The sequence below is a fragment of the Anaerolineales bacterium genome (genome assembly GCA_037382465.1).
Taxonomy (GTDB): Bacteria; Chloroflexota; Anaerolineae; order Anaerolineales; family E44-bin32; genus WVZH01.
In genome coordinates this window covers 75,529-98,602 of the sequence record JARRPX010000002.1, presented here as the reverse complement: position 1 = coordinate 98,602, position 23,074 = coordinate 75,529, and the positions used below count along the sequence as shown (strand labels likewise).

The following is a 23,074-nucleotide window of genomic DNA, read 5'->3' as shown; positions in this document are numbered from 1 at the left end:
TAGATATTTTACACGTACAGCGTTGATAAAGCATTTGGTACTTTACACTTATAAACGCGCTTTGTCTAGTGGCCATTATGGTACATGCGGCCCGACCTGGCAAGTCCACCGTCGCACGTTGAGTTGCGATTTGCTCACTTGTAGATGTAGCCTGGAATGACGTCGGCTTCGTCGTCCTATTTTGAGGTATCTTTGTCAATCGGTTCTAGATCGAATTCGGATTTCCGTTCTATGCTGCTTATTTTGCTTTCGTGTCGGCTAATCCATCTCGATACATGATCGGCCAGGTGGCTCATCGCTTGTGAATCTCCGGAGACACTGATGGCCGGGTCCAGATCCGGACTGCTGTTCTCAGACGCGGCTTTACTCTCTTGGATACCAACAGGAAGGAGTGGAAGTCCTGCGGCTTGTATAGCGCGGACTGCTTTCTGATGATGCGAGAGTGTGTGATTGTAATAGGTTACGACGACGCCGAGGATGCTGAGATGAGGATTTAGTTCCCTTTTTACTCGCTCGATCACAGTACCGAGCAAGCAAATTCCCCGCAGGTGATTGAGTTCTGGTCTAACGGGGATGAGAACGGTATCGGCTGCGTTGAGCGCGTTGAGCGTCATCATGCCCAAACTCGGTGGGCAATCCAATAACGCGACATCGAAGTCCATTGAGATGGAATCGAGAGCTGCTTTTAATACATGTTCGCGCCCGATACGGAATATCAAACCCAACTCGGATTGAGCCAGGGCTAGATCTGCCGGGGCCAAATAGCAGCAATAGTCCGGCAGAATATCGCGTAGTATGTCCTGCAAACCAACTTTTCCGGGCAGGGAACCACCAAAAACGGACGCCAGCGTACCTTTCTCGCTATCGCTAACGCCGCAAACGGCGCTGAGCGATGCTTGAGGATCCAAATCGACAAGAAGAATACGATATCCCTGTTCGGCGAGTTTCATGCCCAAGGATAATGTAGTTGTCGTTTTACCGACCCCTTTTCTTTGATTTAATATTGCGATCGTACTCAGGTTTGCCATCATGTTTCCATCAGCGTATGAGGAAAGAATCGCGTGCGATCGAGGTCGTGTCCTCGTACTGTACGAGAAACTCCAAAAGAACCTCGCTGTTCGTAGAATATTCATCCGCAGTCAGATGTGTGAACGTCACGCCGTTCTCGTCTGTTACGGGTAACAGGATGTACTGTGGGCCCGATTGAAAGTGCACGGTCAAAAGCGTAGACGCTCCTTCAAGCGGGTTGAGGTCGTCGTCACGAACGGTGACATATACAACTTGTGTTGCACCTGCTTCCAGTAGGGGAGTGGATAATGAAGTCTCGATGTGGAGTTCTTCTTTATTTCCCGAAACGTTCGTATTGGATGATGTTGGCTGGAGCAGTTTGGAGTCGTAGCCTGCGAGCCCGAAATGGATTCTGCCCAGTGGTGAGATGAGAATCGCATGGTCGGAAGAATCGTCTGAAACCCACTCGAGGCGGAATCTTTGGAATAATTGAACGAGATTACCTTCTTCGACACGGTTGCTTGAGATCGGAAGTCCAAATACTTCAACTCCGCCATGCTGTTCGAAAAATTCAAGAAAGGCGTGACAGACCGAAAACCGCGCTTCCGGGAAGAATCGGCAGCCAGGAACGGATTGCGATAGTTCGTCCTCCGATGATTGGTCCCACCCGAAAATCATCTGGGCCAGAGGGGCAAGTTGAACGGCCCATTCTGTTTTTTCACCCGTGATGAGTTCCAAACGTGCATTCTCGAAATATTGGATCAGCAGTCCCGTCTTGGGATCTGTGAAGGCATCCGTAATCGGATCGCCGAGGATTTGTTTGCCACCATGTTTATCATAGAACGCAACGAAATGCGCGTCGATAACGTGACCGGTTTCGGGAACGTAGCGATCCGTCGCGTCGCCCCAAACGACGCTGGCGAGTCCAACAAAGGCCAAAAAGACCACACCAACGATCAACAAATAACGCAGCATTTTTCCGGCATCCGTTTCGTCCATTGCTGTATGGATGCTTTCAGTCTCCTCTGGTTTCCTTGCGTGAGATTATTCCTCACTATAGTAAAGACGTAAAAATACGCAACCTTTGTGTAAATTCATCCAAAAAGGAAAATACAGTTTTTGACGAGACAGTGCACAGGACTGCGTATAGCCGTTATTTCACGCTCCTAACTCCTATCGTCTGCGATCGAATATATCGTGATAGCCCCGATCCAATTCGTCATCCGAAAGGTGCGCGTAACGCTGGGTGACGGCGATATTGCGATGCCGGGCTAGTTCTTGTGCGAGTTTGAGATTCCCGCCAGATGCGCGTAGAACGGTTGTGACGAAGTAGTGCCGAAAGGAATGGGGCGTGATCGCGCCGTCGGAATCCGGACCAAGCGATTCGCGTGCACGCTGATGCACTATTGCACGACCAGTGGTCGTCGATATGGGTAGGATCCGATTTCCTGCGCCGAGATCGTGTCGAGCAAACAACGGTAGAGAATGCAGGGGCTTTCCTGTCTGACCGTCGAGTTTGCCGCGTACGGCTAGATAGTCCTTTAGTGCGGTCAACGATCGGCTGGAAAATCGGACTACGGCCTCTCGATCTCCTTTTCCGATCAAGACAGCGCGGCCCTCATTCCAATCGATGTCGCCCCGGCGCAGCTTACATATTTCGTGAACGCGCAGCCCCGTATCGGCCAGAGTGAGGATGAAGGCCCGATCCCGCAAATTTCGTAAACGTTCGCGTTCGTCCTCGTGCGCTGCGGCTCTGAGATGATCGGCGTGATCGATGATTTCCTCGATTTCGGAACGGGGAAATTGGGGCAGCCGCTTGCCGGGCCTTCGCGCCCGCCGGCGAATAATCAGGCGGAGTCTGGGTAAGTTGATTTCAGCCAAACGTTCTGCGGCCAAATATTCGAACCATCCTGTAACGGCGGTTAGATAAAGCCGTTCGCTTGCCGGGGCGTAATTCTTCAGGTCAGTAGCAAAATCGGCGATCCAATCTTCCGAAGAAATCGATGCGGATTGGGTTTCGATATCCACTCCTATACTCTCAAGCGTGACTGCGAAAGCAGCCAGCGCGTTACGATACGTGCGTGCTGTGTTGGGGCTGCGAGAAAGGGATACGCCTTCCAAGTAAGTTTCCATTGCTTCAAGAATGGATTTTGAAGTCATTATAGTACCTTGAAAGAAGGGATATCGAAAATATTGCTACCTTATCTATGTTTATGCTAATGATACTTATCATAACCATAAGCATTTTAGCATCTATCATGGCGATGTCAAGCTGCCCTGCTCCGGCGGTCGTTCATCTGGTCGGTATTCTCGTTATGTGCTCAGTCACGTAAACGGCAATCTTGAAGAGAAGTATCATGAAACATGTCACTTTGTATGCCCTTCCCCGCATACCCTTGATGCAACCTTAACTGTTGAGAAAGTATCCACACAAATCACGAGAACAGTACATATGTTCTATTCGTTACCTCTGAATATTCATTACATGTAAAAATACCCGGTTCACATTACTGAACCGGGTATTTGTGTGGTCGGTAAAAATACCGCACGATCACAAGGCGCGAGAGTGATAGTCGTACACCTGGTTGATGCTGCTCACCAAATCGTCCAATCGCAAGACCTGTTCCTGTATGTCTTCCCGCAAACGGATCGAGCGACCGCTTTGGATATCCTCGGCGTCGATCAATTGGACCTGGCTATCAACAGTAGCTAGCGCCGTAAGGCTTTGCTCAAGCGATAACTCGGCCTGCTTCATGCGGTTTTCCAGCGCTTGCATCGTCTCGAGCTGCTTCTCCTTGCTTTCGATGACGTCTTCCAATTGCTTTCTGAGCGGAGCGCTGGTTTCACGCTTGCGCTGATCCTTGAGTTTATCGATCGTTTCTACGATCTGATCGAGATCCTGGCGCATGAGTTTGTCGCGCCGATATGTATCCAGCCGGATCGCCAACCGGTACATATTGCGGATCCAATCGTTCAGTTGATTGTTAGTTCCATCCGCACGTTCTTTCATCACACTGGTCTCTGGAAAACGCGTTTTCGTGAATATCCTGCGTTGATACTCGAGGGCTGAGGTAAGTTTATTGTGCAGCTGTGGATCCTTTATGCGTTTCAAATCGAACTGTCTCTGAAAGATTTTCAACAGCATACGCGCATTGAACTCTTCGTTGGTGATACTCGAGAACAAGATCGAAATTACGCCTATCAACCCAAGCAGCAACCAGCCCCACCAGGGCCACCAGGGGAATGGCTGGGGCATCAACGCGATGAGCAAGATCGTTCCTGCGATCACGATTGCATTTTCCCAGCGGAAAAATGCGTATTGTACGATGGTTGAACGTGCCTCTTCAGGCAGTTCTGGACGAAAGATGTTCATGATGATTTTGAATGATTCGGACTACCCAGGGCAGCCTGGGTAGTCCGAATGATCTTACTCGATCTTCAACTTTTTCTTGCGTTCTGCGAGTTGAGCATCGATCTTGCCCTTGTCGAGGATGGAATCGATCTGCTCATCAAGTGACGTCGAACGCAGTTCGGTGACGGTCGTCGCCTTGTCAAGTCCCTTCTGGATGCTTTCTGCGAGACGACTGATGTCGCTGTCGCCAACACCCATGAGGTCATCCAGACTCTTCATGGCTTTGACCATCGTCTCTTTGCTCTTCGCCAGTTCGAGCAGGGCTTGGAGTTCAGTGCGCTGTGTCTTCATTGTAGACAGACGAGCTTCGAGTTTCACCTTCGCATCGAGAAGCTTCTGATACTCGGTCTCCTGCCGGGCGAGCTGTTCCTGGAACGTCTCGATCAGACGTTCCGTACTGTTCAGTCGACTTTGCGCTGCGGTGGCAGCCGCATCATTTCCTTCTTGCAGAAATGCATCAACGGCCTTATCCAATTCTTCAGATTTTAACCGCAAGTCTTCGAGCTTACGACTGATCGACTTCGCTTCGCCCCCAACCGTCGCGGCAGCATCTTCCAGGTCCTCCAGGTGATTCTCGACCTGGCGGATGTACTGATCGATTACCGCCATGCTGTTGGTCGAGAGAGCCTGGTCCACGAGTGCGTGGAGGTTGGCTGAAATTAGCGTTGATACTTTTTCTAATAGGGATGCCATTCTACATTCTCCTTTTTCATAGCATATTGCCAGTGTGAATTGGCAGTTTCGTTTCTCACATCCGTACGAATATTCTTTCTACGGCCGATATACCACCCTCCTTGGTTCTACTTTTCTATCGCGGGCTCCCACGTTTATATCCTCATGCGGCAGGTTGGCCAATAAGGGGCTACCTCCCCACTCCAACGTTGCCGCCGAATGCGGCGGACATCTCCTCGTAAATCAAAATGAGGCTCGCTTCATCACCGATGTAAAAGTTGCCATTCGTTTGCAGCGCTAATTCCTCTAAAAGATCCTCATCCGCGTCGTTTCCGTATGCGATGGCAAAAACCGTTGTGCCGTTTGCAGTGACGAGGTCGAAAAGGCGTCGATCAAAGTCGTAGCGCGTACTTCCCGTGTCCATGCCGTCCGTCAGAACGACCAACGCATTGCTGTATTGAGAAGAGGAATGTCTGTCGATCAACGCTGCACCAACACCCAGAGCGTCGTACAGAGGCGTATTTCCGCCAGCTTCTAAATTACGAATTGCGTCGATTGCCGCAGTTCGTCCTTCTCCTACTTGTTGATATTCGACGAGGACGAACGTCTCGTTTGCAAATGCGATAATGGAAATGTAATCATCGTCCCCCATTTGCTCGACGAAGCGTACGGCTGCATCCTGGACGCTGGCGATCTTATTACCGCGCATACTGCCGGAAATGTCGATCAACATCGCTAGATTGACGTCCTTACGAGCAGATTGCCATAAATCTTGTGCGGCATAAACGGAATCAACACTAGGCGCATCGAATACGCGAGCCGGTTGATGGACGTCGAATCCATCTTGATTGCTCAAGAACGTCGTTGGTGATTCTCCCGATACCTCACGCAGCCCATGCTCGAGTGCCAATTGTTGACCTTCTTCGCCGAGTAAATAATTACGAAAAATCTCCGCTGCTTGCATCCGCTCAACAGAGAGTGACGAATTAATGCATGCCGGATTGGTGGCGATAAACGTTCCTTCAAGTGGATAGATGGGAACAATATCCACATTGCCCGAACCATATTCATAAACCGTGCTTTCGTAGACGATCGCCGCTCCAAGGAAATCGATTCCGCGAGATCGCATCGTCTGAGCCAATCCCTCCGTGCTGCTGCTGAACCACGATACCGCAGCCTCGAACGCGCCGACAGAAGCCTGCACGATCGGCAGTTGTATCTCTTCGGGTTGTACGGCCTCCGTCTTTGATTGAGCTGCTTGAACGAGTGAGAGCAGCGTGCCCGTCCCAGATGCGGATAATCCTGGATGGGTGTGGCCAAGTCTCAGACTGTCCCCATACTGACCGCCGCTGTAATAATCCCAGGCGCTGGGATCGGCTGCAAGACTGCCGACATCCAGCCAACCCAACTCACGCCCCGGCCAGCCCAAAGCTTCGGCAATCGGTCGCCACATAGCAATCACCAGAGGGCTTTCTACTACGCTGTCACAATCGTCGGCAAAAACACCTACCCCTTGATCGGCCAAGATTTCTCCCCACACCGGGTCGTCAGGGATCCAAAGCGCTGGAATTCCGCCGCCGGAGGTCATATTCACGACGGATTGACCCGCTTCGACGATCTGGTATTCAACATAGATCGGCAGGCCGTCGGCAGTCTCAAAATCCGCGTCGTTGAAATTGTCCACGGCGGTCTCGAGCCATGCATGCAGGTTACTATTTGCGACGAGGTCTAGAAGGACGGCGTTCTTCTCTGGACCACTTGAACCTGTGAGATCACAAGCTATGCTTGAAATGAGAAGCGTCAAGATAGGGATGACGATTCGAGCGGCGTTTTTCACCTTGCCTGGCCTCCGGGACTTGTTAATCGTGTTTTCCATGGCTTACTCTCACCGACCCACCGTGATCAGGCTCATTTCGACGTAGCGGTCTTCGGCTTGAATCTCGGGATCCTCCGTCTCCCAGTGATCACGAGGCGGCAAGATTCCTTCGACGATGAATCGAGCCGGGTCGATGCCCTGCGAGACAAGGTAATCAACGACAGATTGTGCACGCGCTATTGCGAATTCTGAAATTTCATCTTTGGTGTACTGTCCGGACGGCCCCGGCCAAGCCGACGAACCTTTCACCTGGAGAAGGAGCCCGACGCTTTGAGATAACGTCGGCAGAACGCATTCGTCCAGTATTCTGCGTGATTCGAGGGTCAACTCTGTCGATTCGGGCAAGAACGCGAAACGCCGGCACGGGAGTACGGCGAGCGTAGCAGCATCATCCGTGCTGATCCCAGACAGATCGATTTGTGAGGATATTGAAAAGCTGTTGTTGACCGGATCGCCATTGGCCTGTAAATTGGCTTGGGCGGCGGAACGCGAGACGAAACCCGGATTAAACAGGTCTTGGACGTCATCGGCAGGAACTTCCAATCCGGATGCTGCCCAGACTCTTCGAGCTGTTTCAAGCCTGTCGATGATTGGATCCGGATCACGCATGACAAGTATGTTGTCGCTCAAGTCGGCTTGGGCGACGTTCTCCAGCCACAATACAAGATCATCTTCCGCGCTTTCAGGATAAACGTAGCTCCAGTCATTGTGACCCCAATCTGCGATCTGACTGGCGGCAGCTTCGAAGTCTTCCACCTGTGTTTTGAGTGTATCAAACCATGCGTCATGGAATGCTTGCACTGTATTCGCTTTGGCTTCGATGGATTGACGTGAAGTCACGATGACGTCCATGACGATACGTAACTGCGCGGAACTCAACAGAGGGATGCCGCCGCTAGATTCCGCTTCGTATATGTCCGGTTCCCATCCTGAAACGGCATCGGCTTGGCCGGCGTTAAAAGCTTCTACGGCATCCGCAACACTATTCTCTGGAACGAGTGTGACATCAAAGCGGGGATTGAGCCTGGCAATCGAGAGGGTATAGTATACAAAGTATTCCCCAACGCTCCCTCTGGAGAAAGTAATTCGTTTATCATCCAGATCGTTGATGGTTTGAATATCGCGCGCCCATAGTTGATCTGCGCCTGCGCTCTCATCCACAATGGCGGTGATTGCACCAGGGCTGGTCAGCGCGACGGAGTCGAGGGTGGTCAGAAGGCAATCCCACTCACCTTGATCTAGAAGTGCAGTACGTTGTTCTTCAGAAATTTCGTAGCGTGGATCCTCATCCAGAAGGAAGGGGATAATACCAAGGTGGAACCCGTGTTCGACGTCCTTACCCGACATCTGCATTTGCTGTAAGGTGAAATAGCTGCCAAACGCGTCGGCGCCGCAGATGTAAGTGGGTAAGCCATCGCTGGCTTTATAATTCGGTCCGAATATCGGATCCGGTGAGCTTAAATCGATGGGTACGGACTCGCCAATAGAGGGTGACGGCGTTTCACCACCTGACGTTAGCAGATCCGAGATCCTGTTATAAAGAAACCCACAAACAACAATCGCAAGCGCCAGTCCTACGATGGCAATAAATATGATTCTCGTTCGATCCATGCTTCTCATCTGCTGCCCTCATCTATTCCTGGTTTGTTCCATTAGGTCAACTTCGTTATACCCGCGGCCGATATCCGAGGTTGCCGAGAACGGCGCGAGGTCCTTGCCCCGCAATCAAATCGAACTTATACTTCCCATCTTTATCTCGATCGATGATCAATTCATCTGCTTCGGGTATAACGCAATGCTTGCTGCCTCCCGCTCCTCCGAGCATCTCCTGGTACGCTCCAATTCCGAAAAAGCCGATATATAAATCACCGGCATCGACAGGAAGAAATAACGGCGATTTGCTCTTGTGAGGTGGATAAATATCATCGCTGTCACAAGTTAAACCGCCCAATTGAACACGCTGGAATGGTCGATCTAAATGGTTCAGCGGCAAGACCGTGAAATGTTCTCCCAGGGCCCAACTGTCGGGAAAGGACGACATGATCGAACCATCGATGATGTACCAGGGATACTTAGAACCGTTATCTTTCACGCTGATGATTTTGAAGAGATGCGCCCCGTGCTCCGTGACTGTATAACGGCCGAATTCGCCGATAATATCTGGAACATCCACACTGTATTTATCACATATGTCTTTGATCGTTGAGAGTAAGTTAACAGCGAAAGCCAGATAATCACATTCAAAGTCAAGTGTCATCGCCACGGGCACTCCGCCACCGAAATCGAATATGGAAAGTTCGGGATATTTTTGACGTAATCGGGCGAATATCTCTATAGGAGGACGAAGCCGCTCTACGAAATTATCAATGTCAACGATTTGGCTTCCTACCATGGCGTGGTAGAGCTTCAGATTGATGTTGGATGCATCGTGTGCGATCTCTGCGGCTTCAAAAATATCATGGACGTTCATGCCGAATCGGGAATTTGAACTATCCATCTCAGACAAATCTCTATGCAGGCCGTAGCTTTTTTGACGCAATCCAATTTCGAAAGGAAGATGAGATTCGATTAGCGATGATAATTCAGGAATATCTTCAACCACCGGTATGACAGGATCGTGTTCGCGTTTGAACTGCACGATCTGGTCTGCGTAAGACGAATTCGGAGGCTTGAATCCGTTACATAGAATCATGGTTTGCGGATCGAGGAATCCACGCTTCTGCATAACACGCAGAATTTCAATATCCATCAAGGACGATATTTCGTGTTGCGCACCGGCATTCAGTGTCGTCCGTATTACTTCTTCCGCTGCGTTTGCTTTAGATGCATATGCGTATCGGAATTTGCCGGCGTACCTCACATCTTCGATTGCCCGGGAAAAAATATCCTGCATGTTGTGGATTTGCCGGCGGATCATTGGAAGATACACGATTTCTAGCGGGCTGTGGAGTTCTCGTTCGAGGTTGAGCGACCGACCTTTTTCCTCGAAAAGCGCTGCTAGATCCAAGTCTTCATAAAACAGGCGCCCATTACGCGCGATGAGATACCTACTCAGAGATTGATCCGGTATTGGGGTTGTCGATTCCCAACCAACGACAGCATGTTTCATGTTTTCCCGTCCATTCACCTCCAGACCACTTGTAGGAAAGCTAAACCTATATCTGGAGTTGAATATAAGCCACTAGCTGAAGTACTGCAGAGAATTGTAGCGTTTCTCATTCTGTGCCGCTGAACATAATCAGCCTTGAAGCTGACTTTCGAGTTAAAAGCTGACGAACCCGTCTCGGATTAACTTACGTGTCTTCGTTCTATGCGCCGGTCGAGTTGTGCAAAATTTCGAGAATAATCCCGTTGTCCCAACATCTCTTAAAAACTGCGACCATGGCGGGGTCATATTTTGATCCGGAATGACTGATGATTTCCTCGCATGCCTCTTCCGGAGTAATTGCTTTTCGGTAGGGCCGGTCGGTGGTCAATGCCTCAAATGAGTCTACGACAGCAAGTAATCGGGCACCGATTGGAATCTCATCTCCTTTGAGGCCATCCGGATAACCTTGCCCATCCCATCGTTCGTGATGATGGCGGATAATTGGGACGGCTTGAGCCAAATAATCGATGCCTTCGATCATATGCCCACCTACTACTGGGTGTTGACTCATTTTCTCCCACTCGTCGGATGAGAGTTTTTGATCTTTTTGCAAAATTGTAATGGGGACTTCGAGTTTACCGATATCGTGCAGAATAGCACCATATTCCAGAATCTCTCGTTTCGATTCACTCCAGCCCAATTCTAGTGCCATTGCCTGCGCATATGCATTGGTTCGCAATACGTGATCATGAGTGTATTGATCGCGGGCCTCTATCGCATTGGCAAGGGCAAGGAGACTAGATTTGTAGGCGATTTTCAGTTGGGCCAACAAGAGTTCATTCGCGCGTGTCAGGCGTGCCTTAACTGCCGATATGAGTTCTTGGCTGGTAACGGGTTTTGTTATGTAATCATCGGCACCAAGGGACATTCCGGCAAAAACATCTTGCCTGGTGCCGCGTGCTGTCAGGAAGATAAAGGGGACTGCTTTCCCTCCGGGCACCTGACGGATGGCTGCAAAAAGCTCGATGCCATCCATGATGGGCATTGAGATATCGGAAAGAATCAGCGCGGGGTTCAGTTCACGGAAGCGGTCCAGGGCTTCTTTACCGTTCGTCGCCGTACTCACCTGATAACCGGCGCCTTCGAGAATGTCACGTAACGCAATCAACATTGCCACATCGTCTTCCACAACCAGCAACCAGGTTTTGGTTCTTTCATCGGTTTGCTGGGCCGTTTTTGGACTTTGCGATGACTGCATACGGGCTTTCACTGTTGCAAGCAGGGTTTGGTTTGAAAATGGCTTCGTGAGGAAGCCTTCGAGCGTCATCGTCTGTCGGATGGTGGGATCATCCAGGCATTCTTGAGATGCCAGGAAGAGAAAATCCGACTGATCACCGATGGCTTCTTTGACTGCCTTGTAGAAAAGAATGCCCTCAAGATCTGCCAGAGTCGATGAAGCAAGGATTAATTTCGGTTGTGCTTTAGGAAGCAGCTTAAGAGCATCGTTCCCCTTATTGGACTTCCAAACGACGTAACCGGATTCTTTCAGGCAGCCAGCAATTCGATCGAGAAATTTCGTATCTTCATCGACCACCAATATCGAGGTGCGAGGATGGCTGATTCTATTTTGTTCTGCAACTGCGGTCATCGAGCAGGCCTAAGTGAGCTCATTTTTGATACAAGAATCACGGTGTTCAAATTATTGCGCTGACATTCTATCCGCGCAAGTGGGCCTTGAAGTCGCGTTTGTTCTAGCCGCCCAGGGTGCTTATTGAAGGGCGTAAACGGGGAATAGCTGCTACGGATTTTTCCATTTTACCCAGGCGCCTTTCCAGAGGCTGCGGCTGGACTTATTTCTGGGCAAGGTCACGGATTCGAAATGTACAGAAATATTTTCGAGAAGATTTAGTGCACTGGAGATATTATCCGTACGGAGTGCGGTAAGTAATTCATTGTATGCACTGGTTGTCCATTCCCAATCACTTCTCAACCGATCCGCCTTTACCCAATAATCGCGGTTTTCCCACGCTCTGGCTGATTGATCGATCGACGCTGCCAGTGCTTTCAGAGTTTGCAACGCGAAGGCGCAAATGTCTTTTTGCTGCGTTTTACTGGTTTCTTCATTGCGATAAAAATAAAATGCACTTGCTAGAAATTGCAGCATTTTCTCTCTGGTTCGAGCTGGGCTCTCGGTCCGTATGATGCGTGACAAAGGTCTCCCTCGGTAATATTCTGCTGCATGCAATTATAGTCGAAACAAAAGTGATCGCTTGGCCATATGGGTGGACGAAGTCGTGCTACAATGCCAGGCATGGACTTTACTATGCTAGATTCAAAACGTAGGCTCTTGGTATTACTTTTGTATAGCATCCTTCTAGTTCTTCCTTCTGTGATAGTAGGATATCAAATTCATGCATTGTGGCCTCCATCGAACGAGCACTATGCCTTGGTGAAAGAAGCCCAGAATCTGATTGACGAATATTTCCTGGGCGAGCTTCCGGAACAAATTGAATTGGAGCGCGGGATGATCAAAGGCATGATTATTGGAGATCCCTACACGATATATCTCGAGCCCGCGGCATCCGAAATTCAATCCGACACCCTCAGTGGAGAATATGGCGGAATTGGGGCACACTTGTCGCGCGATGAGAATGGCCGTTATCGCCTCTTTCCATTCGAGGGAAGTCCTGCAGCCACCGCAGGCGTCGTGGACGGCGACATTCTTATCGCTGTAGATGGCGAGCCGGTCCTCTCGGAGATGGATCAAGACGAAGTGCTATCGATGATTCGCGGCCCCGTCGGGATGGAGGTCATAATTACACTTGCAAGCCGAAATGCGGAAGGAACTGAGATCATTCTCAGCATCGAGCGACAGACGTTCGCCATTCCTTCAGTTTCCAGCTATTTCCTCGAACAGGAAACGCACATTGCCGTGATCGAGATTTCATTATTCAGTGAGCAGACGCCTAGAGAGATCGAACAAACCTATGACGATCTTCTCAAGAATGGCGTGAAGGCTGTTATAGTAGATTTACGCAACAATCCAGGTGGAATATTGGATTCCGGCGTGGCGGTGGCTGAATTCTTCCTTCCGGAAGGAACGATATTATACGAGCAGAAGAAGGGAGAGGAACGTATCCAGTACGATGTGGAAAACCCGGGTGAAGGCCAAAATATCCCTCTCGTCGTCCTCGTCAACGATGCCACTGCGAGTTCTGCGGAAGTCGTTGCGGCAGCACTGCAAGCCAATGGACGCGCGCCGTTGATCGGCCGTCCAACTTTTGGCAAGGGAGTTGTACAATCGGTACTCGTTTTGAGAGACGGGTCCAGTTTATATATTACATCCGCGCGCTGGATGACGCCGGATCTGGAGAGATTTGATCAACAAGGATTACAACCGGATATTCCCATTAGCACAGATAATGGAGACAACGAGCCGTTTCTTCAAGCGGCCATTCAATACTTGAAAGAAACCTCGCCAGGTGGATTGTGAAGCAGACCGGAACGAAGAACATCGCTACGAATCGGAAAGCAACCCACGATTATTTCCTGTACGATACCTTCGAGGCTGGGATCGTCTTGAAGGGAACGGAAATAAAATCGATACGTGCCGGCCGAGTAAGCTTGCGGGAGGCGTATGTTCAAATAACGGATATGGAAGCATGGTTGGTCAATGTCCACATTGCGCCTTACGATCCGGCGAGTCGTTTCAATCATGATCCGAAGCGGTCGCGGAAACTTCTCTTGCACGGGCGAGAGATCTCGAAGCTGAAGGACTTGATGCAACAGCGTGGGTACACGATCATTCCACTCCGGATGTATTTTAAACGCGGCCGTGTAAAAGTCGAAATTGCTCTCGCACGTGGCAAACGGAAGTATGACAAACGGCGTGCGATTGCCAAACGTGACGCTCAACGTGAAATCGATCGCAGCATGTCAAAGAGGAATCGTTCATGATGAGTCCCCAATCGATAGCTGCCGTAAATCAGCTCACGCTTGGGGAAAAGACTTCGATTTATCGACGTTTTATACCTGAGGTGTTACGTCAACGTTTCAACCTCCCCTCCGATTACAAAGATGTCGAAGGGCGAGATCTCCTGCGGCTTGAGTGTGAATCAGGCAGCACAGAGGTCATTCTAGACCTACGTCATTCTTATGAAGCCGAGGATCCCCTGCTTTACGCCCATATAACTGACACGATTAACGGACAGCTGCATATATTATTGTATATCGTCAACGATCCCGATTCTCCCCGTTATAATGTCGACCGTATGCCCGACGGGTCGAAGACGGATTTTGGCACACTCAGGCGCAACATTGAGGCCGAGTTGTCTGCCATGAAAGCGGGGCTCGCGCCTGGTCAAGTTCGCAGTGGTTTGAGGATATTGCAGCATTCAATTCGTGCGTTTGAAGATTTCGCCGAATCGCTGGGACAGACGATATATTTCGTGGAGCCATTGTATTACCATAACGCCGTTATTTTCGAACGCTACGGTTTCGCCTATCAACAAGGTTTAAAGCGTATGCACGCAATCAATGAGCAATTTTCCAAAGACGGGCCTCTGTATAATAAACTCGATGACAGCACCCCGTTCCGCATGAAAGGGATGGAGAAAACGATCCGCGGCAGAAGTTGGTCGATCCACGACGGTATTCTTGGCGAACCCTTTACGTATGTAACGATGTACAAGCACATTCATACAGCCGCTTCAATCACCACTTTCCCGGACAGCACATGGTAGTTCTCCCCCGCGAGATGAAAATAATCCTCAACATACATTTCGCATAGCCTGTTATTATTTAATAAGAAATTATTTAGCGAAAATGTAAGTATTATAAGTGTATGGCTATGCGCATTTTTACAAAATATCTTTACTTGTTTTCAATGATATAATTTCTCTGGGGATGATCGGTTTCGACGGAGTTGGATGATACTGGACTGCAAGCCGAGAGGCACCGATCTCGAAAAATCAGTGCAAAACCTTAAGTGCCAAACGCACTGACTTTGCGGCTCTTCCTTTAGCGGCATAAACTGCTAGAGAACGAGCTCCGGTCTTGTAAATACAAGACCCGCCGCTGTTTACCTCCCTTGTCCGGTGAACAGATCGGTGACAAATGGACGAGGTACCACACGAGATTCCACGGCTCGCGTGTTAGCAGAGCTCTCGGGCTCTAGTGGATAGCTCAATCAGAAGCCTGTCGATTGGCAACTGTAACGAGTGAAAAAGTAATAGATCGACTACGCTTGTAGACGTTCAGCAATCAACATCTTCGGACGCGGGTTCGATTCCCGCCATCTCCACAAAGCGCACATTTATCTGTGCGCTTTTTCAATTCTTATATGAATTGAACGTCAAACGGGATTGTTAAATCGAAAACCCAATCCGCGAACCGTTTCGATATACGGATGATCAGGATCGACGGCGCCTAGCCGGTCACGCAAACGACGTATCAATGCGTCTATCGCTTGATTCGACACTCCAACCCCCTTCGTGCCGGGCCAGACAACTTCAGCGATTTCATCTCTGGTTACTACGCGAGAACCATTCCTGTGCAGCAATTCAAGCAGACGATACTGTGGTGGAGATAACGGCGGCTCGATTTCCTCATCGTAAATCGTCACTCGGTGAGCCTGTGGATCCATTTTTAATCTGCCCAAACCCATCTGCGTTGCCTGCTGTTCGGACAGAGGTACAGTCGCATCCACACCAATGAAAATGATTTCCATCGCCAATGCAATTTGGATCACGTCGCCATCCTGCAGTAGAACAGGCCCAGGTATTTTTACACCATTAAGATGGGTACCGTTTTTACTCCCCAGATCTTCGATCACGTACCCTTCCGGTGTTTGTCGTATTCTTGCGTGATACCTGGATACTTGTCGATCCTGTATGACAAGATCACTGTCCGCACCTCTCCCGATGATGAAAGTGTCATCGTCAAGCGATCGACGTTCTCCTGTCAGCTTCCCTGTCTGCATTACGATATAAGGGACATCCAGCTCTTCATCTGGCACGGAACCACCTCTCCGATGGTACTACTGGCTGCGTACGCATATCTGAGTATAATCCAATTGTATGCGGCGGCGTCAAGAGCTACGGCAAATTGCTTTCGAGTAGGTATTAAATGCCGCCGCGCTGTTTTCGTAAGCCCTAAACTTGAGGGACGATCATTGAAACCTCTGACTAAGGATCAAGTTCTAAAAGAGCGCTATACAATATTGCGAATCATCGGCCGTGGCGGTATGGGATCGATCTATCTGGCTGAAGATCTCCGCCTCCCAGGACGTCAGTGCGCCGTCAAAGAAGTGCAACAAGATCGAAACATCCCTGATGATCTACGCACACAAGCTCACGAGCAATTCTATCGTGAGGCTTCCGTTCTTGCTCGTCTGGATCATCCAAATCTGCCCAAAGTGTCCGACTTTTTCTCCGTTGACGAGTGTGATTACCTTGTAATGGATTTTGTCCCCGGCGACGATCTAAAAACGGTGATGGACCGAGCACGCCGAAAGGGTGAATTTTTAGATCAATCTGAAGTGCTTGAGTGGGGATCACAATTGGCGGATGCCCTGGAATATCTCCACGCCCAAACCCCTCCGGTAATCCATCGCGATATTAAGCCAAGCAACCTCAAACTCACTCCGTCGGGTTTGGTAAAACTGGTAGACTTTGGACTCGTAAAACAAATGGCGCCAGATGAGATGACGGTTACCGTTATACAGGGGCGCGGTACTGCTTTATACACACCGCTCGAACAATACGGTGGCGACACCGGTCATACAGATGTTCGCAGCGATATCTATGCATTCAGCGCTACACTTTATCATCTGCTCACCAACCACCCTCCAATGGATGCCAAGCAAAGGTTCTTGCAGCCAGATGGATTGCCTTCACCAAAGAGCATCAACAATGCCATCGATACCAAAGTAAGCGAGGTTGTGATGTGGGCGCTTGCACTGCACCCTGATGATCGACCCCAGGATATCGCCTCGCTTCGAACGGCTTTGTTCGGTGATGCACTTCCGACGAGAATGCGTATTCAGCAATCCTTTCCGAACAAATATCAAGTCTTCTTCCGATCAAAAGTCGATCGCGCGCTGATCGGGCTAGCAATGCTCCTGTTTATTGTGTCAGCCTTGACAATCTCACGTTGATTTGACGAATTCGAGACACCATATTTTCACCGCGACCACACATATTAAACCCCATACGATGGTCATTATTAATCCTGCAAACATCCCCAATGACTGCAGGAGCACGTTGCTTCCGGGAAATCCTAGTGCAACATAATTATAGCCAATCAGGCTCCCAATTATGGGTATCATCGCGCAGCGCATTTGCATCTTTTCTGTCATTCCGCTGCGATTTGCAAGCATGTAAGCGTAGCTTCCTGAAAACAATACCCCAAGCATTCCGAATAAGAAGTGCGGAAAAGTAATAACGTCCTTTTCCGTACCTGTTTCTTCCCCCCCGCTGGTCAAGGTGGCGGAAGGTGTCGGTGGCTGAGCTACATCCTCCGTCGCAGCATCGGAAGTGGGCACTTGCGTCGGCGTCACGACCGCCTCCTCGATCGGCGCCCCTTCCTGAATGTTGATCTGCAAAGTTTCAGACGTGCGTGCCGGATCGCTGCGCGCGGTTATGGTCATCAGCCCCAATCGTTCTAATGTAATGCTGATTTCAGCATACCCCATTTGCGTCGTCGCATCTACGGTCGTGGAGGTTATGTTTTCGCCTTGTTGAGTAATCATAAACTCTACGACCGTTCCATCCGGAACGTGATGTCCATTCGTATCGAGTATCCGGCCCGTTTTCAATGTTACAACATCGCCGATCGATAACTCTGGATTTTCTTCTTCCGTATTTTCTCCCCCGGCTTCACTTGGTGTTGCTCCAATTCGCAGAAGTGTAATCAATTGTTCAGGATCAGGCGATGTGGCTTCGATCAGATCGTATCCAATACCGGGTATGCTGACCGGGGAAGCCCCTGGAGCTGATTGCTCTAAAAACAGCAGGTGCGCGGCGACATCGACAAATATGGGGCTGCTGCCATAGAGTGCGTAATATACATCGACTTTACTGATATCCGTCGCGTCCAAGCCGTAAGGTATATCGTGTGCGAAAACAACCAATTGTTTATTTCGTGCCAGATCAGGACGTTGATCCAATAACAATTTCAGCGCGTTCGATCCATACACGTCTTCGCTGCCGTCCAGTACAGAAAATACGAGCCAGTCTGCCGATATGAGTAACTGCTCCAGTTCTTCGGGCGGTGCAAGAGCCGTCTCGACAACTCCCTCAACCGGCGCACCAAGGAAATAGGCTAAATCCGCCATACTATATGAACTTAAATTCCACGAACCCACTTCACCCGCAGCGGCCGGACCATACAGACTCAATACCGTCTGTTCTAAGCCGCGTACGTTCATCCATTGTTGATCCTCGCAGGTCGAGCACTGCCGCACCATCCTAACGTCGGTAAAAAACAATATTCGTTCTCCCAATTGAGGAGCACCACCGAGCCTTTGAATAACTTCATCCTGCGATGGGCTGACCAGCGTTGATGCCGACATGGCGACCAGCGCTGTGATTTCGGAATTTTCCCCGAGACCTCCGGGGAAAAATGACGGCGGATAAACCCGCGCTCTTCGGAATTCTTCTCCGAACATACGCAATTTCAGGTTGAGGATCCTCATCACGGCGTTATCTACAAGCTGGGCAAAGGATGTATCTTCTCGATATTTTTGTGCAAAGAAATCCAACGTAAATTGTATGGTCGCCAATTCTGTTTCATCTTCCGGATTTTTGAAATCAGACAGTATCAAAAGGTCGTTACCTGCTAAAAATGCATCCCTTGCGACAAGGTGTGATTTGAAAGTCCGTTCTGTTGGATCCCGAAAACGTCGAATTGCCCGCGTGCCCAAAGAATCGCTAACGGTGACGCCTCCCGCCTCCCGCCACACTGCCAACGGCTCGAGCGCCATCAATTGTGAATAAGCCTGCGGATCGAGACTGATCGGTCGTGTGGTTGCACGCACATTTCCCTGGAAACCCTGGTAACGGATATGGGAAGCGAGCAATCCATCTGCGATCTCGCTGTTCGATCCAGGGGCAGCTCCCGTCACCGAGAAAAACGGTGCCAATTCAATTTGTTTTAACTGTTCCAGAGATTTCCGCACAGTGGCTACTTCTTCTTCGATTGGCCGGTCTGCACTGCCAAGTCCGGGAAAGTGTTTTACGACGACACTCATACCGTTGTTTGAACCGTCATGAACGCCGGAAATATACGCACGCCCCAATTGTCCGACCCAATAGGGATCACCACCAAAGGTGCGTACGCCGAGATCACCTTCTTTAACGAGACGAGGTTCCTCGAGCACATCCAGCGAAGGTCCGATTAGAAAGTTGAAACCCAGGGCATCCAGTTCCCTCCCGATCACACTCCCCACTTGGTATGCATAATCGGTATTCCAGGTTGCGCCGATCGCCATTTGATCCGGCAAATCAGATAATCCTGAAAGTATTTCCGAATACGGCCACCCACTCTCGAAACGGGTCGCAATGAGAAGAGGGATATAGACCTGAGAATTCGCAGGATCGCTTGAGCCCGAGCTTTCGATGTCTTGCAACGTGGAAATTAAATTTCGAATGTCTCGCAACGCATCCGGACCTTCACCGTAATTATTGTTGTTCTTTTCGAGTAGAACACCGGAAACATGATTATCGACGATAAGCTTATAAACAGGATCGTCGATTTCGATTTCTCTACCCTCGAAGGTGACAAGAAAAAGCTGCCCGACTCTTTCTTCGGGCGTCATATTTTCCAACAAATCCGCAGCGGGATCTGTTTGCGTGAGTCCAGAAGCCTCCCCGATTCCGACGTACGGAATCAGAACCATGCTAAGGGAGATGATAACCAATAAAAAACGTCGCATATGCCGAAGTATATCCTCGTGATCGTAAGGGAACAAGCGAACTGAGGTAATGATTTCAATTCATAAGATAAACATGGTTACACATTATGGCTATGCGCAAGTTCTTTCATCAGCACATCCCGCATCGCATCCCGCCTTTTCGGTCCACTCATTGACTCCAAACGACGGATTCCCAGGGGATCAATGACGTCATAAAGCAAATAAATCTCTTCCCGCGAGGGTGGCTCAGTCTCGGTTAAGTCCGGCGACACTTCGAGTTCGAAACCCGTTTTTGCCACGACTCTTTCCAGTGCTACACCTGGATGCAGATGCGTAATACGCATCTTGCCGCCCTCAAAATCAAATTGGCCGAGATCTGTCACGAGATAGCGAGGACCACTTCCTTTCGTCCTCTTCGGGTGATGCCCCAATCCAGATAAGTAATCCAATTTATCGACAAACGTGACTTTTGAATGCCGGGGAACGTAGAGGTAGATATCGGAAAGGATCGGCGTCACATCCGGTATCCCTCCGCTTCCGGGAAGCCGCATCCTGGGCTGCCGATAATTGCCACCGAAGGCAATGTTGTTGAAATTTCCATGCGAATCCACTTGGGCAGGACGGAAGAATTCCTTCGGACGTATGCGTGGCAGAAATTCCATTGCGACTTGAACGAAACTGTAGTGATTCAACGCATTTTCCAACCACAGCGCTTCTACATCCGCAAGTCCTAATGAGGCACCCTCACGGCATACACTCTGTCCGATCGCCGAAGCAAAGTAAAGATCGGGCGCATGTGTGTACCAGGCAAGCAAGTACCCTGCAGCCACAAGCGGAGTTGCCAGTCCTTGCGCGACGACCTCGCCGTTTACTACCTGTCTCGAGATGCACGCACAGATCAGATCGCTTATCGTCCATTCCTCTTGTTCCTTCAACATTGCCTCCCTCGCCACAACGAAACGCATGAAGTGTAATACATCTACTATTGCCAACCGCGCGTAATTATGCCCCGCACAAACCCCGGATCATCAGTGATGATACCATCAACACCCAGGCGTAGCATCTGAATGACATCCTCATACAAATTCACTGTCCAGACGAACACCCGCTTCCCACTTCGTTTATATTCTTCCATCTCATTCTGACCAAGTATGCCAAAACTGGGATGAACGGCATCGTGCGCTACCACAATTCGCAGCAGACGTCTTAACCATCTTGGTTCCGATGATTTGATCAACAACCCACATTGTATTTCCGGTTCAATTTTACGAACCCGGAGAAGTGCTTTTGGATTGAAAGATGAGATAAGCACGCTACCTTGGATTCCGTATTGTCGTATGATCCGGACGACGATATCCGGTAATGCGTCAAACGGTGAAGCGTAGTTGGTCAACTCAATGTTCAACAGCAGTCGATCGCCAACAGCTTCTATCACTTCCTCGAGGGTGGGAATTCTTTCGTTTCTAAAGCTTAGGTCAAATTTCTCGCCGGCGTCCAATTGCTTGATTTCGTTTAAATTCCATGACTTCACTCGCCCAGTACCGTTCGTCGTCCTTTCCAATCGCAGGTCGTGATGGAGCACAACACGATCGTCAGCAGTCAGCTTGGCGTCCATCTCAATCGCATCCGCACCCAAATCGGCTGCCAGGCAAAATGCAGCAATAGTGTTTTCCGGTGCTTGTAAAGACGCCCCGCGGTGTGCAATCACCAACGGGGCGTCAGAATGCCAACTGATAATATTGCGTTTTGTCATAATTCGACGAAGTACGCCTCAGATGCTTGGTCGATCATTTCCTTCGTCATCTCTGGTTCGACGCCGAGATATCTTGAAATATCCAAAATTTGATCGCATATGTCACGAGGATGCGATGCCCGCAATTTACGATTTCTTTTGATGTACCATTCCTGAAGCATGTACGCCAAACCCTGGTCGGAATAAATTACACCCTTCCCCTCGGCAACCTTCTTGAATATCTGCCGATATTCATCATACGTAGGATCGCCAACTTCGATCTTGTGCCGCAATCTGAGCAGGAATGCCTCGTCAACCAAATCGCGCGGCGGAAGATTGGTCGAGAACACAACCAAAACGTCGAAGGGCAACTCGACCTTCCGTCCGTTGTGCAGCGTGAGATAGTCGATGCGATTTTCTAGCGGCACGATCCAGCGATTTAGAAGATCTCTAGGTCGAACCTGCTGCCTGCCGAAGTCGTCAATGAGAAATACGCCGCCGTTCGCCTTGGCCTGGAATGGAGCTTCGTAGTATTTGTTGACGTCATCATAGACCAAGTCGAGACCCGCCATGGTCAATTCCCCACCGACGACAACGAAGGGTCTCTTGATCTTCACCCAACGCGGATCGCGTTTAGAACCCGATTTTCCCGTGCCCGATTCTGTAACGTCCTCTTCATGTGCAAGTTGATGGTTGACCGAATCGTACATTTTCACGACTTGACCGTCGATGTCAATTGCGTATGGAATGTACAAATCCTCTTCGAGTAAGATTTCTCCGATTGCCTGCGCGATCGAAGTCTTACCGTTTCCGGGAGGTCCATATAAAAATATCGAAGTTCCCGAATTCACCGCGGGGCCGATTTTGTTGAACGTTCTATCGGAGAGCGTCAGATCGGATAATGCCTCACGCATCATCCTGGGATGTACGGTTGGCCTGCCGCGGCTTTGGCGGCGGATAGAATCGTTGTAGACCTCCAGAGGTACGGGCGCCGGTCCGGCATATTGACTGCGGTCCAGCGCTTCACGAGCTCGAGCGATCCCAGCACCTGTAATTGCGTACTGGTACGAACCTTCGCCGAAACCCACCTGGGTCTTTACTTCGACGAATTTTTCCCGTTTGAGTGCTTCCAGGATTTGATCCACGATTCCCGCAAACGGAAGCGAGATTGTTTCGGCCACGCTGAATCCCGTTTTGTAGCCCTGGAAGTATAGAATTTTCAGCGCCAGGTCCTGAAGCCAAAGCTGAGTAAGCCCCGTATCTTCGACACGACTTACAGGGGCCGGGGTGAATCTTAAGTTGGAAGTTGTGGTCGCTCGCTCACGACGTTTCGACACAACTGAACTTCGAGGTAATGACATCCCGTACCTCCC

The 23,074-nt window shown here is 49.8% G+C and carries 19 protein-coding genes and 1 other RNA gene; 5 read left to right on the top strand and 15 right to left on the bottom strand.

Translation table 11 applies throughout. From position 1 onward, the window contains the following. Nucleotides 1–176 precede the first annotated feature (176 nt). The 10 genes from P8Z34_00890 to P8Z34_00845 all read right to left on the bottom strand — a co-directional run bounded on the left by P8Z34_00890 (nt 177) and on the right by P8Z34_00845 (nt 12,220). Nucleotides 177–1,028, bottom strand: coding sequence for an AAA family ATPase (locus P8Z34_00890; GenBank protein MEJ2549218.1), 852 nt, complete (start codon nt 1,026–1,028; stop codon nt 177–179). A 10-nt stretch (nt 1,029–1,038) separates the two neighbouring features. Next, nucleotides 1,039–2,007, bottom strand: coding sequence for an Ig-like domain-containing protein (locus tag P8Z34_00885; GenBank protein MEJ2549217.1), 969 nt, complete (start codon nt 2,005–2,007; stop codon nt 1,039–1,041). A 174-nt stretch (nt 2,008–2,181) separates the two neighbouring features. Beyond that, nucleotides 2,182–3,129: a tyrosine-type recombinase/integrase gene (locus P8Z34_00880; protein MEJ2549216.1), complete on the bottom strand. Its 948-nt coding sequence runs from the start codon at nt 3,127–3,129 to the stop codon at nt 2,182–2,184. A gap of 430 nt (nt 3,130–3,559) precedes the next feature. Further along, nucleotides 3,560–4,381, bottom strand: a complete 822-nt coding sequence (locus tag P8Z34_00875) for a hypothetical protein (protein ID MEJ2549215.1) — start codon at nt 4,379–4,381, stop codon at nt 3,560–3,562. A 54-nt stretch (nt 4,382–4,435) separates the two neighbouring features. Continuing rightward, nucleotides 4,436–5,113, bottom strand: a complete 678-nt coding sequence (locus P8Z34_00870) for a PspA/IM30 family protein (GenBank protein MEJ2549214.1) — start codon at nt 5,111–5,113, stop codon at nt 4,436–4,438. Between the two features lie 169 nt (nt 5,114–5,282). Further along, nucleotides 5,283–6,929, bottom strand: coding sequence for a VWA domain-containing protein (locus P8Z34_00865; protein ID MEJ2549213.1), 1,647 nt, complete (start codon nt 6,927–6,929; stop codon nt 5,283–5,285). A 48-nt stretch (nt 6,930–6,977) separates the two neighbouring features. Next, nucleotides 6,978–8,579 carry an ABC transporter substrate-binding protein gene (locus tag P8Z34_00860; protein ID MEJ2549212.1) on the bottom strand — a complete coding sequence of 534 codons (1,602 nt, stop codon included), beginning with the start codon at nt 8,577–8,579 and terminating at the stop codon, nt 6,978–6,980. Nucleotides 8,580–8,634: 55 nt separating this feature from the next. Beyond that, nucleotides 8,635–10,077 carry a hypothetical protein gene (locus P8Z34_00855; GenBank protein MEJ2549211.1) on the bottom strand — a complete coding sequence of 481 codons (1,443 nt, stop codon included), beginning with the start codon at nt 10,075–10,077 and terminating at the stop codon, nt 8,635–8,637. Between the two features lie 199 nt (nt 10,078–10,276). Beyond that, a complete protein-coding gene (locus P8Z34_00850; protein ID MEJ2549210.1) occupies nt 10,277–11,704 on the bottom strand; it encodes a response regulator in 1,428 nt (475 codons plus the stop codon). A gap of 150 nt (nt 11,705–11,854) precedes the next feature. Next, the gene (locus P8Z34_00845; protein MEJ2549209.1) at nt 11,855–12,220 is read right to left on the bottom strand and encodes a hypothetical protein; all 366 of its coding nucleotides are present in this window, start codon (nt 12,218–12,220) and stop codon (nt 11,855–11,857) included. Nucleotides 12,221–12,358: 138 nt separating this feature from the next. Between P8Z34_00845 and P8Z34_00840 the strand changes: the two genes are divergently transcribed. From P8Z34_00840 to ssrA, 4 genes are all read left to right on the top strand, one after another. Further along, on the top strand, nt 12,359–13,549 hold the full coding sequence (locus tag P8Z34_00840) for a S41 family peptidase (GenBank protein MEJ2549208.1): 1,191 nt from the start codon (nt 12,359–12,361) through the stop codon (nt 13,547–13,549). Further along, entirely contained in the window at nt 13,543–14,013 is a 471-nt protein-coding gene (smpB, locus tag P8Z34_00835; protein ID MEJ2549207.1) for an SsrA-binding protein SmpB, read from the top strand. The genes P8Z34_00840 and smpB overlap by 7 nt, the downstream gene beginning before the upstream one ends. Next, nucleotides 14,010–14,798 (top strand): hypothetical protein, encoded by a 789-nt coding sequence (locus P8Z34_00830; protein ID MEJ2549206.1) that lies wholly within the window; start codon nt 14,010–14,012, stop codon nt 14,796–14,798. The genes smpB and P8Z34_00830 overlap by 4 nt, the downstream gene beginning before the upstream one ends. Before the next feature lie 159 nt (nt 14,799–14,957). Further along, nucleotides 14,958–15,361, top strand: a transfer-messenger RNA (tmRNA) gene (gene ssrA / locus P8Z34_00825). Nucleotides 15,362–15,409: 48 nt separating this feature from the next. Here ssrA and P8Z34_00820 read toward each other — a convergent pair. Continuing rightward, complete coding sequence (locus tag P8Z34_00820) at nt 15,410–16,036, bottom strand: FHA domain-containing protein (protein ID MEJ2549205.1); 627 nt, start codon at nt 16,034–16,036, stop codon at nt 15,410–15,412. 192 nt (nt 16,037–16,228) lie between these two features. Between P8Z34_00820 and P8Z34_00815 the strand changes: the two genes are divergently transcribed. Beyond that, nucleotides 16,229–17,212: a serine/threonine-protein kinase gene (locus P8Z34_00815; GenBank protein ID MEJ2549204.1), complete on the top strand. Its 984-nt coding sequence runs from the start codon at nt 16,229–16,231 to the stop codon at nt 17,210–17,212. Here the strand turns inward: P8Z34_00815 and P8Z34_00810 are convergent. From P8Z34_00810 to P8Z34_00795, 4 genes are all read right to left on the bottom strand, one after another. Continuing rightward, nucleotides 17,204–19,990, bottom strand: a complete 2,787-nt coding sequence (locus tag P8Z34_00810) for a glycoside hydrolase family 3 N-terminal domain-containing protein (protein ID MEJ2549203.1) — start codon at nt 19,988–19,990, stop codon at nt 17,204–17,206. The two genes, P8Z34_00815 and P8Z34_00810, sit on opposite strands and share 9 nt — an antisense overlap. A 77-nt stretch (nt 19,991–20,067) precedes the next feature. After that, the gene (locus P8Z34_00805; protein MEJ2549202.1) at nt 20,068–20,907 is read right to left on the bottom strand and encodes a hypothetical protein; all 840 of its coding nucleotides are present in this window, start codon (nt 20,905–20,907) and stop codon (nt 20,068–20,070) included. Nucleotides 20,908–20,951: 44 nt separating this feature from the next. Then, entirely contained in the window at nt 20,952–21,722 is a 771-nt protein-coding gene (locus P8Z34_00800; protein MEJ2549201.1) for a glycerophosphodiester phosphodiesterase family protein, read from the bottom strand. Then, nucleotides 21,719–23,062: an AAA family ATPase gene (locus P8Z34_00795; protein ID MEJ2549200.1), complete on the bottom strand. Its 1,344-nt coding sequence runs from the start codon at nt 23,060–23,062 to the stop codon at nt 21,719–21,721. The genes P8Z34_00800 and P8Z34_00795 overlap by 4 nt, the downstream gene beginning before the upstream one ends. Between the last annotated feature and the right edge of the window lie 12 nt (nt 23,063–23,074).